This window comes from Pollutimonas bauzanensis (assembly GCF_900129885.1).
GTDB lineage: Bacteria > Pseudomonadota > Gammaproteobacteria > Burkholderiales > Burkholderiaceae_B > Pollutimonas > Pollutimonas bauzanensis.
Genome location: NZ_FQXE01000019.1, coordinates 1 through 15,267, shown reverse-complemented (window position 1 = coordinate 15,267; position 15,267 = coordinate 1). Strand labels below are relative to the sequence as shown.

Below are 15,267 nucleotides of genomic sequence, written 5' to 3'. Positions count from 1 at the left end.
TTCTAGCCCATAAGCCGGCTTTGCCCTGCCAGCGCCGTTCTGGCGCTTTCTGTTTTTTATTTGGCGGCTTTGGCGGGGATGGCGCTGCGCTGTTGTTCGCGCGCGCGCAATACATGGCGGCGGATTTTTCCGGTGCTGGTCAGGGGCAGGCTGTCGACGAATTCGATTTCGCGCGGCATCTGGTAGGAGGCGAGGCGGGACTTGACGTGTTCCTGCAGTTCTTTCTGCAGCGCTTGCGCGTCGCGTTCGCGCGCGCCGCTGCTGAGTATCACATATGCCTTGATCAGCGCGCCGCGCGTGCTGTCGGGCTTGGGAACCACCGCCGCATTGGCGACGGCCGGGTGGCGCAGCAGGCAATCCTCGATCTCGCCCGGGCCTATGCGGTGGCCGGAGCTCTTGAACACGTCGTCGGCCCGGCCTGCGTACCAGTAATAGCCGTCCTGGTCGACCGAGGCCAGGTCGCCGCTCAGGCACCAGTCGCCCGTGAATTTGCTTTGCGTGGCGGCGTCGTTGCGCCAATAGCCCAGGAACAGGATGGGATCGGGATGGCCGTGGATATCGTAGCGGTTCAGGGCGATTTCGCCGACGGCGCCGACGGCGCAAGGCTTGCCGCGCGCGTCGAGCACAGCGACCTGGTGGCCGGGATAAGGCCGCCCCATGCTGCCCGGCCGGACCGGCCATTTATGGCTGTTGCCTATGAGGTAGTTCATTTCGGCCTGCCCGAACATTTCGTTGGGCGCCACCCCCAGCGCCGCATGGCACCACTCGAATATCGGGGGCCCCAGGCTTTCGCCGCCCGCCGCGATGGCCCGCAGCGCCAGCTGGTAATGCTCGCGCGGCGCGGGCACTTCCTGCATGATCAGCTTGAGCGCGGTGGGCGGCAGAAAGGCGTTCGTGACCCGATAGCGCTCCATGATTTCCAGGGCGCGGGTGGCCGAGAAGCGCCCCAGCGTCCCGACGATGGCGTGGCCGAAGTACAGCGTGGGCAGCAAGGCGCCCATCAGGCCGCCGGTCCAGGCCCAGTCGGCCGGCGTCCAGAACACGTCCGACTTCTGCGGAAACCAGTTTTGCGACGCGACGAAGCCGGGCAGATTGCCTATGAGCGCGCTATGGGTCAGCAGGGCGCCTTTGGGCGCGCCGGTCGTGCCCGACGTGTAGAGCAATAGGGCGGGGCTGCCGGATTTGGTCGCAAGGGTCTTGAAAACAGTGGTCTGGCGCGCCAGCAGCGAGCGCCAGGGTATGGTGGCTTCGTGCTGGAATTCCAGCGCGATGATCTGCGATAGCGCAGGGCACTGGATTTGCGCCTGCAGCAGGTCGGGAGCGGTGCTGGAATCGACAATGGCCACGCGCGCATCCGCGTCTCGCAGACGCGCCGCCAGGCCATCGGGGCCAAATAGGGGAGACAGCGGCAAGGCCACCGCGCCGACACTGAAAATGGCCATGTACGACGCCACGGCTTCGGGGCGCTGCCCCATGACCAGCGCCACGCGGTCCCCGGGCTGCACGCCCATTTTCGTCAAGCCATTTGCCAGCTGATTGGCGGTTTCCGACAGGCGCGAATAAGTCCAGACCTCGCGCTGTCCCAGTTCGTTTTCATGGAAGATGGCGATGCGCCTGCCTTCGAGGGGGTTTTCCGCCCAGCGGTGTACGCACGCCTGCGCGATGTTGAATTGAGAGGGGACAAACCATTGGTAAGTCGGGTACAGCTCCGAGTATTGGTCGTTCATTGTCTTTTGGATTCAACTAGGCATACAGAAGGCGCAAGCTCCTTGAAGCGCAAGCATGAACGACAAGCAGGATCTGTGCAATGCCTATGGATCAGAAAGCCGAGGTCACTAGGGTTTATACGGAGAACGTGGCGGTTTCTGCACATCGACCAGGCGGGTGCCCAATAGGCGATCGTGCAGAAACTGCCCCTGCGGGTCGAACCAGGTCCAGATAAAGATGCTGAAAGGGGCGAAGACAATGAGCAGGTCCGTGGAGCTGTAGCCGGTGAGCCGCGACGCGCCCAGCACCAGCATGGCCGCCAGCAGCGGCAGGGGCCACAGCAGTACATAGCGCAGCAGCAGGCGCTCCAGGCTGGGGCTGGCTCCGTCGCGATCCACCAGGCGGATGTTCCAGGTCTTCATGGGCAGGGTCTGGCCGCGCTTGCGCCAGCACATGATGAAGTACACGCCTATCGCGGCAAAAACAATGGCCTGCCTGCCATGCCGCAGCATCAGCGCGTCGCGGCTCTGCGTCAGGGTGTCGAACAGGTAGCTGGCCAGGAAGATCACGCCGAAGAGCAGCACGGCCTCGTACATCATGCAGGCGAAGCGGCGCAGGCGGCTGGGAACCGTGCCGGGTGAAATGGCGGAGGTGGCATTGGTTTGTTGCATTGCAAGAAGCTATAAGGCTGCGGATGGCCGCTATTATCCCGCAATTATGCCGCTGCCCAAGAAAAAAGCCGCCAAGGCGGCTTTTGCATACGCGCTGCAAGCGCGTGGCATCCGTCCGCGGACGGATAGTCGATTCAGCTTGCCGAATGGACCGTGCTGTGCGCGCGAGCCTTGTCGTGCGAAAACAACGCAGCGAGCCGGGCAAACAGATGCTTCAGGGAGACGAGGGGTTTGAAACGGAACTGGTCTTCGATGGCCTGCATCATCAGTTGACGTTCGAGTTCGTCGGTCAAACGGGTATCTTTGCCTACGTTGATCATGGCTAGCCTCTTTGCTTGATAAATGAACGTTTCGTTCAGGGTTAACCCTATTATAGGGTTAACCCTAGACTCAAGCAAGCCATGATGTTGCGTCGCGGCAAAATGGTGCGCCGGCGCAACGCCTTATTTGTCGCGATAGCCGGCCGCCACCATTTCAAAGCTGAACAGGCGGCAATCCAGCGCCCCGTTGTACAGGGGGTAGCGGCGCAAAGGCTTCAGGCGCAGCGCCCGCGGCAGATCCATGTCATTGGAAATGATATTGACATTCCAGCCGCTGTAGTTCTGCTTCAGGTTCTGCGCCCATGCGCGCCATAGGCCGGTGTCTTCTTCGCTGGGCAGACGTTCGCCATAGGGCGGGTTGGTCACCAGCCAGCCGGTTTCCGCGGGAGGAGGAACCGAACGGGCGTCGCCGATCTCGAAGCGTATGGAATCCGGCGTGAGCCAGGCCCGCTCCAGATTGGCCCTCGCGGCGTCGATCGCCGCGGGATCGAGGTCGTAGCCGACGATGGGGCTGTCGAGCTGCGTGGCGATGTGCGAGCGCGCCTCGTCCTTGAGATCGCGCCAGTGGCGCGCGTCGTGGCCGCGCAGCCGTTCGAACCCGAAGGGGCGCCAGATGCCGGGCGGAACGCCCAGCGCAATCCACGCCCCTTCGATCAATATGGTGCCGCTGCCGCAAAAAGGGTCCATCAAGGCTTGCGCGGGATCCCAGCCGGACAAGGCCAGCAGGCCGGCGGCCAGGTTCTCGCGCAGTGGAGCTTCGCCTTTTTCCAGGCGCCAGCCGCGCTTGAACAGCGATTCGCCGGAGGTGTCCAGGTAGAGGGTGGCGCTGTCCTCGTCCAGGAAGAGATGGACGCGCGCATCGGGGCGCACCGTGTCGATGTCCGGACGCGCGCCTTCACGCTCGCGCAGGCGGTCGCAAATGCCGTCCTTGGCGCGCAAATTGCAGTACTGCAGGCTCTGCATGGGGCTGCGTATGGCCGAGGTATCGACGCGCAGCGTCTGTTCGGCGCCGAACCAGCGTTCCCACGGCGTATCCATGGCCAGGTCCAGGATATCGTCTTCGTGGCGCGCCGGGCCGTGCGCCACCTCGACCAGCACCCGCGTCGCCAGGCGCGAGTACAGGTTGGCGCGAAGAATCCCGGTCCAGTCGGTGTGGAAGCGGCAGCCGGCGCGGGCCGGCTCGGCGTCCTCAAAGCCCAGGGCCTGCATTTCGGCGGCCAGCGCGTCTTCCAGCCCTTGGGGACAGGGAGTGAAAACCGGGAATATCTCGGCCCGGGATGGCTCGTGCCTGCGGCGCGCGCCGAAGTGCGCGGCGTCGGCGTCCTGCAGGTGGCCGGGTTGCGGCCGCGTGCCGGGCTCGGGCGCGGGCTCGCCTGGATGGCGCTTGCGCGCCGCGGCGGGCTGGCGCGCGGGCGGTGGCGCCATCGGCGCAGCCTCTGCGGCGGGCGCCTGCAGGCTGCGCTGCTGTTCGCGCTGGCGTTCCAGCTGCGCGACCTGGCGCGCCCGCGCGCCCGCGCGCTTGGGGCGATCGGCGTTGGCGCTATCGCTTGCGGCGGCGCTTTTTTTCTTCAGGGTAAGGGTCTTGCCGGTTTTGGCATCGGTCATGGTTCAAAAGGCTCAAAAGGGTTTTGCTACTACCAGGGCAATAACGATCAGCAGCAAAATAACCGGTATTTCATTAAACCACCGATAGAACCGGTGGCCATGCGGGTTCGTGCCTCGCTCGAATTTTTTCAGCATGCGCCCGCAGGCCAGGTGGTAGACCACCAGCAGCGCAACCGCGGCCAGCTTGGCGTGCATCCAGCCCTGGCCGCGGCCGATACCATAGCCCAGGAACAGCCACAGTCCGAGCGCCAGCGCCAGCGCGGCCAGCGGCGTCATGAAGCGGTACAGGCGCCGCGCCATGCCCAGCAGGCATGCCGTGGCGGCGGCCTCCTGGGGCTGCGCCAGGTTGACATAGATGCGCGGCAGGTAGAACAGCCCGGCGAACCATGAGGTGACGAACAGAATGTGGAAAGTCTTGATCCAGAGCATGGGCCTATCCGCGCAATTGGCCGTCGCCGGCCAGCACCCATTTCATGGTGGTGAGCCCATCGAGGCCCACGGGTCCGCGCGCGTGCAGCCGATTGGTGGATATGCCGATTTCGGCGCCCAGGCCGTATTCGAAGCCGTCGGCAAAGCAGGTGGGCAGGTTGACGTAGACGGAGCTGGAATCCACCTCGCGCTGGAAGCGGTTGGCGGCCTGCAGGTTCTCGGTGACGATGGATTCGGTGTGTTCCGAGCTGTAGGCGGCGATATGGTCCATGGCGGCGTCCAGGCTGTCGACGACGCGTATGGCCAGTATCGGCCCCAGGTATTCGGTGCGCCAGTCCTCCTCGGTGGCGGCGAGCGCCTGCGGCACTATGGCCCGGGTCCGTTCGCAGCCGCGCAGTTCGACGCCCTTGTCCGCCAGGGTCCTGGCCAGGCGCGGCAATATCAGCGCGGCGATGCCGGCATGGACCAGCAGGGTCTCCATCGCGCCGCAGACGCCATAGCGATAGGTTTTGGCGTTCACGGCGATATCGTGAGCCTTGTCCAGGTCGGCGGCGGCGTCCAGGTATACATGGCAGTTGCCGTCCAGGTGCTTGATCAGGGGAACCTTGGCTTCGGCGGCCAGCCGCGCGATCAGGCCTTTGCCGCCGCGCGGCACGATCACGTCTATGTATTCGGTCAGGGTGATCAATTGCCCCACGGCGGCGCGGTCGGTCGTGCCCACCACCTGCACGGCATGGGCCGGCAGGCCGGCATCGGCCAGCCCATGCTGGACGATGGCGCCCAGCGCGATATTGGATTGCAAGGCCTCGCTGCCGCCGCGCAATATGGTGGCGTTGCCGGACTTCAGGCAGAGCGCGGCCGCGTCTATCGTGACATTGGGCCGGGACTCGTAAATGATGCCGATGACGCCCAGCGGCACGCGCATCTGGGCGACGCGCATGCCGTTGGGGCGTATGGTGGTCGCGCTCAGGCTGCCTATGGGGTCGGGCATGTCGGCGATCTGCAGCAGGCCGGCAGCCATGGAGGCTATGGTTTTGTCCGACAGCGTCAGGCGGTCGAGCATGGCCGGCTCCAGCCGGTTGGCGCGCGCTTGCGCCAGGTCCTGGGCGTTTACCGCCTTGAGCTGCTCTTTCTGTTCCTGCAGGCGCCGCGCCATGGCGCGCAGGGCGGCGGCCTTGGCCTGGCCGGAAGCAATGCGCATCAGGCGCGCGGCCTGGCGGGCCTGCCGGCCCAGGACGGTCATATCGCCGGCGTCGGAAGCGGCGGCGGAGGGCGTGGTGCTGAAATCGGTATGTTGTGTCATGGCAAAGGTACAGTTAGGCTTATCGGGATTATCCCAGCATTCGGGGCTTGCGCCGCGAGCCCGGCGCAAGGCTAGCGGGCGGAGGGGCTTCTGGTGATGGCAATGCGCAAAGCCAGGCGCCCCAGTTCTTCCCACGGGTCATTGAGGCGGCCGGGCACTTTCAGCCCCTTGATCAGTCTATCGATATCGTGGGCATGCTGCACGGCCGCCGGCCAGGTTTGGGGGGGCACGCGGTTCAGGGTCTGGCGCAGCAGATGTTCGCGCGGGCCGAAGACCCGCTGGCGGCGCATTTCGGCCTGCAAATCCTGCCCGCCGGACTGGGCCGCGGCCAGCCGCGCCAGGACGCGCACTTCCTCGCCCACCGCCCAAAGCACCAGGGGCAGGGCCTCCCCCTCGGCGCGCAAGCCGGCCAGCACGGTCAGCGCCTTGGCGGGCTGGCCGGCCAGCATGGCATCGCGCAGGCCGAATACATCGTAGCGCGCGACATTCAGGACGGCGCGCTCCACATCGGTCGCGCTGATCGCGCCCGCGGGATACAGCAGGCCCAGCTTCTGCACCTCCTGGAAGGCGGCCAGCAGATTGCCTTCGACTTTGTCGGCCATCCATTCCAGCGTGGCGGAATCCAGTTGCTGTTCCTGCCGCGCCAGGCGCTGGCCTATCCAGCGGGGCAATTCGGCCCGGCCGATATTGCCGATTTCCACCCAAGTGCCCGCCTGCGCCAGCCCGAGCGCCCATTTGGCGCTGCGCGTGGCCTTGTCCAGGCGGGGCAGGTTGACCAGCACCAGGGTGTCGGCCAGCGCCCCGCTTTCCACCATGGCGGACAGCTTGAGCAGCGCCTCGCCGCCGGTCTTGCCGGGCTTGCCCGTGGGGATGGCCACATCCACCAGCCGGCGGTCGCCGAACAGGGATACGTTCTGCGTGGCGCCGATGACGGCCGACCAGTCGCTGCGCGCGTCCATGATCAGGCTGATGCGCTCGCCGTATCCGGCCCGCAAGGCGCCGGCGCGCAGCGCGTCTATGGTTTCGATGACCAGCAGCGGCTCGTCGCCCGATACGATATACAGGCTGTCGAGCTGCGGCGGCGCGGTCTTTTTCAGCTGATGTAAAAGACTGTCGGCATCCTGGCGGCGTCCCATGGCGCTAGGGCCCGCCGGCGCCCGAATCGATGCGCGGGCCGCCCCAGGGGGGGGCGCCCGGCATGGGCTGGGAAGGGGGCGTGGGCGCGGCGCCGGCCGGACTCTCGTCCACGGGCAGGGATTCCGCGTCGGCGAATGCCTCGGCGACATCGGGGGAGGCCAGGCGCCGGACCACCCGGTCGACCATGGATTGCTGCATTTCCTGGAAGATGGTGCCGATTTCGCCTTGCTTGGCCTGGACTATGGTGTCGTCGTAGGGAATTTCCCGCGTGGCGCGCAGGGTGGTCGGCGGCAATACCAGATGCCCCCGGGCGTCGGTCAGCTGGAACACGAATTCCAGGTTCAGTTCATATTCTTCGACCCGGCCCTGGGCATCGATGGAGAGTTCGCGCAGGGACTGATTGTTGCTCAGCTGGGTCAGCCTGGCCTGGGCATCGGCCGGCTCGGACACGAAGCGCGTGCGGGGCGAGCTGGCCACGATGGCACGGCGCATATTCGCCCCGAAGGCGGAGTTGTCGGGAATATTGGTGTATATCGTGGTGAAAGGCAAAGGCGATACGCCCTTGAGCCTGAAGCCGCAAGCCGCCAGAAGCAGGCAAAGCGCCACGCAGGCGAGCCCGCGCAGGCGCTGTTGCGTAAACGAGGTGGAGCGCGGGAGCTTGGGCTTGGGGCTGTGCATGCCTGATTTTATCCGACAATATTGACGAGTTTACCGGGTACGACAATAACCCGTTTCGGCGGACGGCCTTCCAGGAACTTGCCGGTGGCATCGTGCGCCAGCGCAATTTGCTCGATCTGGTCCTTGGCCGCGCCATGCGCCACCCTGAGCGCGCCGCGCAGCTTGCCGTTGATCTGCAGCACGAGTTCGATCTCGTCGGCGATCAATGCGGTTTCGTCCACTGCGGGCCAGGAGGCGTCCAGCAAATCGCCGCCGGAGCCCTCGAAGCCCAGGTCCCGCCATAACTGCCAGGTGATGTGCGGCACTACCGGATACAGGACGCGCAACAGTATGGACGTGGTTTCAGCCAGCGCGCGATGCGCGATCGCGCTATCGGGAAGCGCCGCCGATTCCAGGGTGTTGAGCATTTTCATGCAGGTCGACACCACGGTGTTGTACTGGATGCGCTGGTAGTCGTAATCGGCCTGTTTCAGCAAGCCATGGATTTCCCGGCGCAGGGCCTTGGAGGCCTCGTCGGCGCCCGCCCAGCCGCCGCCGTCGTGCGCGGTTTGTATGGCGGCGCGATGGCCGTGGCAGAAGGCCCACAGGCGGCGCAAATAGCGGTGGGCGCCGTCGACTCCCGAGTCCGACCATTCCAGGGTCTGTTCCGGCGGGCTCGCGAACATGACGAACAGGCGCGCGGTGTCGGCCCCCATGGTGTCGATCAGCGACTGCGGGTCGACGCCATTGTTCTTGGATTTGGACATGGTGCCTATGCCGCCGTATTGCACCGGCGCGCCGTCCGAAATGCGCCTGGCGCCGATGATGACGCCCTTGGCGTCGTGGATGTTTTCCACTTCTTCGGGCCAGAAGTATTCGACCGCGCCCTGTTCGGTCTTGCGCGAATAAATATGATTGAGCACCATGCCCTGGCACAGCAGGCGGGTGAAAGGCTCGTCGAACTTGACCAGGCCCAGGTCGCGCATGACGCGCGTCCAGAAGCGCGCATACAGCAGGTGCAGCACGGCGTGCTCGATGCCGCCGATGTACTGGTCCATGGGCATCCAGTAGTCGTTGCGGGCGTCGACCATGGCGTCGTCATTGCCGGGCGAGGTATAGCGCATGAAGTACCAGGACGAGTCCACGAAGGTGTCCATGGTGTCGGTTTCGCGCCGCGCCGGGACGCCGCATTTGGGGCAATGGCAGGACAGGAACCCTTCATGCTTGGCCAGCGGGTTGCCGCTGCCGTCCGGGATCAGGTCGTCGGGCAGTATGACGGGCAGGTCTTTTTCGGGCACCGGCACGGGGCCGCAATCCGGACAGTGGATGATGGGAATGGGCGTGCCCCAATACCGCTGGCGCGATATGCCCCAGTCGCGCAGGCGCCAGGTGATTTTCTTCTCGCCCAGGCCTTTTGCGATCAGGTCGGCGGCGACGGCGTCGACGGCGGCTGCCGGAGCCAGGCCATCGTACTTGCCCGAATTGACTGTACGGCCTTGCTGCTTGTCGCCGTACCAGTCCTGCCACTGTTCGGTCGAGAAGGTTTTGCCGTCGGCGGCAATGACGTCGCGGATGGGAAGCGAATACTTCCTGGCAAAGGCGAAATCGCGCTCGTCATGGGCCGGCACGCCCATGACGGCGCCGTCGCCGTAGGTCATGAGCACATAGTTGCCGACCCAGACCTCGATGGATGCGCCGGTAAGCGGATGGATGACCGCCAGGCCGGTGGGCACGCCTTCTTTGTCGCGCGTGGCCATTTCGGCCTCGGTGGTCCCGCCTTGCTTGCAGGATTCGATGAAGGCCGCCAGCGCCGGATTGGCCTGCGCCGCATGCGTGGCCAGCGGATGCTCGGGGGCCACGGCGCAGAACGTGACGCCCATGATGGTGTCGGCGCGCGTCGTGAAGACATACAGGCGGCCGTCTTGTATCAGCGCGCCCGTCCGGTCCTTGATGTCGTGCGTGAAGGCAAAGCGCACGCCCTCGCTCTTGCCTATCCAGTTTTCCTGCATCAGGCGCACGCGCTCGGGCCAGCCGGGCAGGCCGTTCTTGACCTTGTCGAGCAATTCTTCGGCGTAGTCCGTGATGCGCAGGTAATAGCCGGGGATTTCGCGCTTTTCGACCGGCGCGCCAGAGCGCCAGCCGCGGCCATCGATGACTTGCTCATTGGCCAGCACGGTCTGGTCCACCGGATCCCAGTTGACGACCTGGGTCTTGCGGTAGGCAATGCCTTTTTCCAGCATCTTCAGGAAAAGCCACTGGTTCCACTTATAGTATTTGGGATCGCAGGCGCACATTTCGCGCGACCAGTCCACCGCCAGCCCCATCGCCTGCATCTGTTTTTTCATGTAGGCGATGTTGTCGTACGTCCACTTGGCGGGCGGCACGCGCGACTTGATGGCGGCGTTTTCGGCGGGCATGCCGAACGCGTCCCAGCCCATCGGCATCAGCACGTTGAAGCCGCGCATGCGCAACTGGCGCGTCATCATGTCGTTGATGGTGTAGTTGCGCACATGGCCCATATGCAGCTTGCCGCTGGGATAGGGCAGCATCGAGCAGGCATAGAACTTGGGCTTGGGCGTGCCGTCGGCCGCCACGGCGTTTTCGCTGACGCGATACGCGTCGCGCTCTTGCCAGTTTTGATGGGAGGCTTTTTCGACAGCGTTGGGGTTATAGCGTTCCTGCATGAGATCCGGTATTTGTTATTGGTTGCGCAAACCGTACATTATAGGATGCCTGGCGCGAAGAGATTTTTTGCCTTGTGGCGGCCCGGCGGCAAAACAAAACAAAACGAAAAAACCCCGCCGTAGCGGGGTTTTCACAAGGAGCCAAATAAATCAGCGCTTGCCAGGGAGTCCGGCCGGGCCTGGCCGGTTCGGGCGCAAGGTGCGCGCCCCGGCGCAGCTTTATTTGAGCTTCATTTCCTTGTAGTCGACATGCTTGCGAGCAACGGGATCGAATTTCTTGATCAGCATTTTCTCGGGCATGTTGCGTTTGTTCTTGGTGGTCGTGTAGAAATGACCGGTGCCGGCGGTGGATTCGAGTTTGATCTTCTCGCGTATACCTTTTGCCATGTTGAGCTCCTTAAGTTAGATCGCGAGCGGCTTAAGCGCGCACGCCGCGGGCACGCAAATCGGCCAGCACGGAATCGATGCCGTTCTTGTCGATCGTGCGCAGTGCGTGGGCCGAAATACGCAGGCGGACCCAGCGGTTTTCGCTCTCGACCCAGAAACGGCGCGATTGCAAGTTAGGTAGAAAGCGACGCTTGGTTTTATTGTTCGCGTGCGAAACATTGTTGCCCACCATCGGGCCTTTGCCGGTAACTTGGCATACGCGTGCCATGGTAATACCCCTTGATAATTTGCTTGATTCGGCCCCGCAACATAAAAAAGCGGTAAAAGACAACGACCGTGTATCTGTAAAGCCTGATATTCTAATACGAAACCGGCACTTAGATCAAGTGGCTTTCAACGCAAGGCGACCGAACAGCCACGACAGGCAGGCGCAGGCGGCCAGCATGCTTGTAAGCGGCAAGGCCGAGGACGTTTGCCAGATGCTGATCGCCAGGCCTGCGCTCGCGCCGCACAGCATTTGCAAGGTCCCCATGAGGGCCGAGGCCACGCCCAGGCGTTTGCCTTGCTCGGACAGGGCCAGCGCCGCCGCGTTGGGGTTGACGAAGCCCTGGCTGGCCATGAAGCCGGCCAGGCACAGCATCAGCAATAGTAGCGTAATTGCGCCCGCAAGCGTCAGCGCCAATGCCGCCAGCGTCATCGTGACCAGCGATATCTGGGCTTTTTTCAGCAGGGCCTGCGGCGTGTGCCGGTTCAGCAGCCGGGCGCTGACCTGGGCGGCCACGATGAGCGCGGCGGCATTGACGGCGAACAACAGGCCGAAGTGCTGCGGGTCGACATCAAACACTTCAATGAACACGCGCGGCGACCCGGCGATATAGGCGAACATGCCCGCCGAGCCGAAGCCGCCGGCCAGCGTATAGCACATGAATCGCTTGTGGCGCAGCAGGGCCAGGTAGTTGCGGCCGATGATGTCCAGGCCCAGCGGAATGACGCGCTCGGGATGCAGCGTTTCCTTCATGGTCAGCACGACGCCGGCCAGCAGCGCCGCGCCGCAGGCCGCCATGATGACGAAAATCCCGCGCCAGTTGCCGAAGGCCAGCACCTGCCCGCCCAGTATGGGCGCGAGTATGGGGGTCACGCCCATGACCAGCATCAGGATGGATAGCGCCTTGGACGCATCGCGGGTATCGAAATTGTCGCGGATGACGGCCCGCGGTATGACGATGCCGGCGGCGCCGCCGAAAGCCTGGGCGATGCGCCACCAGGTCAGGTGTTCGATGTCGCCCGTAAAGGCGCAGCCCATCGATGCCACGATGAAGATGAAGACGCCGGCTATCAGCGGCTTCTTGCGGCCGTAGCGGTCGGCGAAGGGACCGTAGAACAGCTGCGCCATGGCCAGGCCGAACAAATAACTGGCCAGCGTGCGCTCGACGTGCCCCGGCGTCGTCCCCAGGCCTTGGGCGATGGCCGGAAACGCCGGCAGGTACATATCGATGGCGAGGGGCCCCAGCGCCGTCAACAGGCCCATCAAGATTAACCAGCGGGGAATGACGATAAGGGAACTGGGAGCAGGTGGCATGTATCGAAAAGTTGGGAATCAATTTTGATCTTAGCATGTGCTTAAAGCGCATTTCCTTCTTGGCTGATATGTGGCACTATTTTCATTGACGATAATTTCAAACTAGGGAGTCGGCCTTGAGCGTGGTTCTGTCTGTTGTTGAAAATAAGTTGCTTTCCCTGCCCGTGCCGGTGCGCTTGGTCATGCCGGATGGGCAAAAGCTGGGGGCGCCCAATGCGGATGTCTGCCTGATGATCAAAGACCGTTCGACGCTGGCCAGCCTGGTGGGCGGGCAGGTGGGCTTGCTGGGGGAAGATTACGTCGAGGGCAAGTTCGACGTCGAAGGCTCAATGCGGGACCTGATGCACCTGGCCGCATCCATTTTGCCGGGCTCTCCCATCGAAGCGGCCCGCATAGGCAGGCTGACCGAACTGATACGGCGCCTGCTGTCCGTGTGGCGCCATTCCCCCGAGCGCGATGCGCGCCAGATCCAGTTCCACTACGATTTATCCGACGATTTCTACGCCTTGTGGCTGGACCCGCTGCGCGTATATTCATGCGCGTATTTCAGCAGCCCGGACATGTCGATCGCGCAGGCTCAGGAAGCCAAGCTGGACCACATTTGCCGTAAATTGCGGCTGTCGGCGGGCGAGCGCTTCCTGGATGTCGGCGCCGGATGGGGCGGCCTGCTGCTGTGGGCCGCCGAGCATTACGGCGTCGACGCCACCGGCATAACCCTTTCGAAAAACCAGCACGCCTATGTAAACCGCCTCATCGAGGAAAAAGGCCTGGGCGGGCGGGTGCGCATGGAACTGCTTGATTACCGCAAGCTCGATGAGTCCCAGCCCTACGACAAAATCGCCTCGGTGGGCATGTTCGAGCATGTCGGCCGCGCCCAGCTCGAAGCCTATTTCTCGAAATTGCGCCGCCTCGTGCGCCCCGGCGGCCTGGTGCTGAACCACGGCATCACGGCGGGCGGCGTGGACAACGCGGAACTGGGCGCCGGCATGGGCGAGTTCATCGAAAAATACATATTTCCCGGTGGCGAGCTCACGCACATCAGCCATGTGCTGGAACGGCTCACCGAGGGCGGCCTGGAAGACGTCGATATCGAAAACCTGCGCCCGCATTATGCCCGCACGCTGTGGGCCTGGAGCGATGCGCTGGAAGCGCGCCTGCCCGAGGCGCGCAAGATTCTGCAGGGCGAGCAGGGCGAACGTTCCTTGCGGGCCTACCGCATGTATCTGGCCGGCTGCGCCATGGGCTTCGAGCATGGCTGGATAGCTTTGCACCAGGTGCTGGCCCAGCCCCGGACCAACGGCCGCCACGATGAGCTCGACAACCCCGCCGACCTGTCCTACCCCTGGCGCCGCGATTACATGTACGGCCAGAAGGGCGGTGTGTCGTAGCGGTGTGTCGTAGGTTTGGCAAGCATGCTGCACCTCTTGAGCATGCCGTTGTTCTCAAGGCGCGTGCGGGGGTCCCTTCATTTGGTGGTTTCTTCAGCTCTTTGGCCGGCAGCTAGCTAAAGAAATGCCTCGTATCCAAACCGTTTCGGAGATCTGGCGCTATGGGCTAGTGCGGGTTATGTTGTTCTTGACCCGTTGCCGTGGGTGGTGTGGATCATGTTGTTCTTGAACCGTCGCCGTGGGCGGGTGTGGATCATGTTGTTCTAAACCCGGCGCCATGGGGTGTATGGGTCTCTAGTTCTAAACCCGTCGCCGTGGGCGGGTGTGGGTTGGGCTCAATATCGCTGCGGTCCCGGGCTTCGCCCGTGACTGCCCGCGCAGTCAACCTGTTTCCGGGCGCCCGCGAACTCGCGAAACGGACAGCCCCCGGCTGTCCGTAAGCGTCTCGCTCAGACAAGCGCGGGCTTGCCTCCCGGAAACAGGCCGCCTGCGCGGCTTGCTCAAACTTTCGCCCAACCCACACCCGCCCACGGCGCCTGGATATTGGGTTTATTGGACGGGCGCCGGTATCGGGCTTGGCAATCGGGTTATTGGACGGGCGCCGGTATCGAGCTCGGCATTCGGGCTGGCAGGTCGGGCGGCCGTTGTCGATTGCCAGGTTGATGGGTTTGATGTCGTCGCATACGACACCGTAGACTACAGCACCGTAGGCCGAACCAGCCTCGATGCCCAAGCGGGCCGGCTGGCGGCCTGCGCGGGGCGAGCGTGCAAGCTCTCAAACAAGCGCGGGCTTGCCTCCCCGAACGAAACAGGCCGCCTGCGCGGCTTGCTCAAACTTTCGCCCAACCCCCTCCCGCCCACGGCGCCTGGATATTGGGTTTATTGGACGGCCGCCGGTATCGAGCTCGGCATCCGGGCAGGCAGGTCGGGTGACTGTTATCGATTCCAATTGCCAGATTGATGGGTTTGATGTCGTCGCATATGACACCGTAGACTAGACAGCACCGTAGGCCGTATCAGCCCCTATGCCCAAGCGGGCCGGCTGGCGGCCCGCGCGGGGCGAGCGTGCAAGCTCTTTCTTTCTAGCGAAAATCTTAGCAAGAATGCCAAGCACCCGACCCGCCCCAGCAGAGATACAAAACCTGGGATGCAGTCGTTGGCGCGGTGGTGGAAGGTAGCGGTCCGTCCGGGGCCGAGCAAGCCGGCCGCGAAGGAAGCGCGCAGGCGCGGACGAGCGAGGCGAGGCGGGGTCCGCCGCGCTGGGCGGCGGACCAGGCAACGCGGACCGCTACCTTCCACCACCGCGACAGCGGCGTGTTAAAAACAGCGACCACGCAAAGAACAGCAGCCATGCAAAGAACAGCGACCACGCAAAGAACAGCAGCCATGCAAAGAACAGC

The 15,267-nt window shown here is 63.9% G+C and carries 13 protein-coding genes; 1 reads left to right on the top strand and 12 read right to left on the bottom strand.

Annotated features, from left to right (window positions below; all coding sequences use genetic code 11):
* Positions 1 to 56: 56 nt before the first annotated feature.
* From BUB23_RS23485 to BUB23_RS23430, 12 genes are all read right to left on the bottom strand, one after another.
* On the bottom strand, positions 57 to 1,727 hold the full coding sequence (locus BUB23_RS23485) for an acetate--CoA ligase (protein WP_073108919.1): 1,671 nt from the start codon (positions 1,725 to 1,727) through the stop codon (positions 57 to 59).
* A 108-nt stretch (positions 1,728 to 1,835) separates the two neighbouring features.
* Entirely contained in the window at positions 1,836 to 2,378 is a 543-nt protein-coding gene (locus BUB23_RS23480) for an RDD family protein (RefSeq protein WP_073108914.1), read from the bottom strand.
* A gap of 134 nt (positions 2,379 to 2,512) precedes the next feature.
* The gene (locus BUB23_RS23475; protein WP_073108909.1) at positions 2,513 to 2,698 is read right to left on the bottom strand and encodes a hypothetical protein; all 186 of its coding nucleotides are present in this window, start codon (positions 2,696 to 2,698) and stop codon (positions 2,513 to 2,515) included.
* 123 nt (positions 2,699 to 2,821) lie between these two features.
* On the bottom strand, positions 2,822 to 4,303 hold the full coding sequence (locus BUB23_RS23470; protein ID WP_073108904.1) for a THUMP domain-containing class I SAM-dependent RNA methyltransferase: 1,482 nt from the start codon (positions 4,301 to 4,303) through the stop codon (positions 2,822 to 2,824).
* Positions 4,304 to 4,315: 12 nt separating this feature from the next.
* Entirely contained in the window at positions 4,316 to 4,732 is a 417-nt protein-coding gene (locus BUB23_RS23465; RefSeq protein ID WP_073108900.1) for a CopD family protein, read from the bottom strand.
* 4 nt (positions 4,733 to 4,736) lie between these two features.
* Positions 4,737 to 6,035, bottom strand: a complete 1,299-nt coding sequence (locus tag BUB23_RS23460) for a glutamate-5-semialdehyde dehydrogenase (RefSeq protein WP_073108897.1) — start codon at positions 6,033 to 6,035, stop codon at positions 4,737 to 4,739.
* Between the two features lie 71 nt (positions 6,036 to 6,106).
* Complete coding sequence (gene holA / locus BUB23_RS23455) at positions 6,107 to 7,171, bottom strand: DNA polymerase III subunit delta (protein WP_073108890.1); 1,065 nt, start codon at positions 7,169 to 7,171, stop codon at positions 6,107 to 6,109.
* A 4-nt stretch (positions 7,172 to 7,175) separates the two neighbouring features.
* Positions 7,176 to 7,850 (bottom strand): LPS-assembly lipoprotein LptE, encoded by a 675-nt coding sequence (locus tag BUB23_RS23450; RefSeq protein ID WP_073108884.1) that lies wholly within the window; start codon positions 7,848 to 7,850, stop codon positions 7,176 to 7,178.
* A gap of 8 nt (positions 7,851 to 7,858) precedes the next feature.
* On the bottom strand, positions 7,859 to 10,513 hold the full coding sequence (gene leuS / locus BUB23_RS23445; protein ID WP_073108881.1) for a leucine--tRNA ligase: 2,655 nt from the start codon (positions 10,511 to 10,513) through the stop codon (positions 7,859 to 7,861).
* A 219-nt stretch (positions 10,514 to 10,732) separates the two neighbouring features.
* The gene (rpmG, locus tag BUB23_RS23440; protein ID WP_073108878.1) at positions 10,733 to 10,900 is read right to left on the bottom strand and encodes a 50S ribosomal protein L33; all 168 of its coding nucleotides are present in this window, start codon (positions 10,898 to 10,900) and stop codon (positions 10,733 to 10,735) included.
* A gap of 31 nt (positions 10,901 to 10,931) precedes the next feature.
* Entirely contained in the window at positions 10,932 to 11,168 is a 237-nt protein-coding gene (rpmB, locus tag BUB23_RS23435; RefSeq protein WP_073108873.1) for a 50S ribosomal protein L28, read from the bottom strand.
* A 114-nt stretch (positions 11,169 to 11,282) separates the two neighbouring features.
* Complete coding sequence (locus BUB23_RS23430; RefSeq protein ID WP_245801366.1) at positions 11,283 to 12,479, bottom strand: Bcr/CflA family multidrug efflux MFS transporter; 1,197 nt, start codon at positions 12,477 to 12,479, stop codon at positions 11,283 to 11,285.
* A 116-nt stretch (positions 12,480 to 12,595) separates the two neighbouring features.
* On the opposite strand from BUB23_RS23430, the gene BUB23_RS23425 reads away from it, so the two are divergent.
* Positions 12,596 to 13,867, top strand: a complete 1,272-nt coding sequence (locus BUB23_RS23425) for a class I SAM-dependent methyltransferase (protein ID WP_084136220.1) — start codon at positions 12,596 to 12,598, stop codon at positions 13,865 to 13,867.
* Positions 13,868 to 15,267: the final 1,400 nt, after the last annotated feature.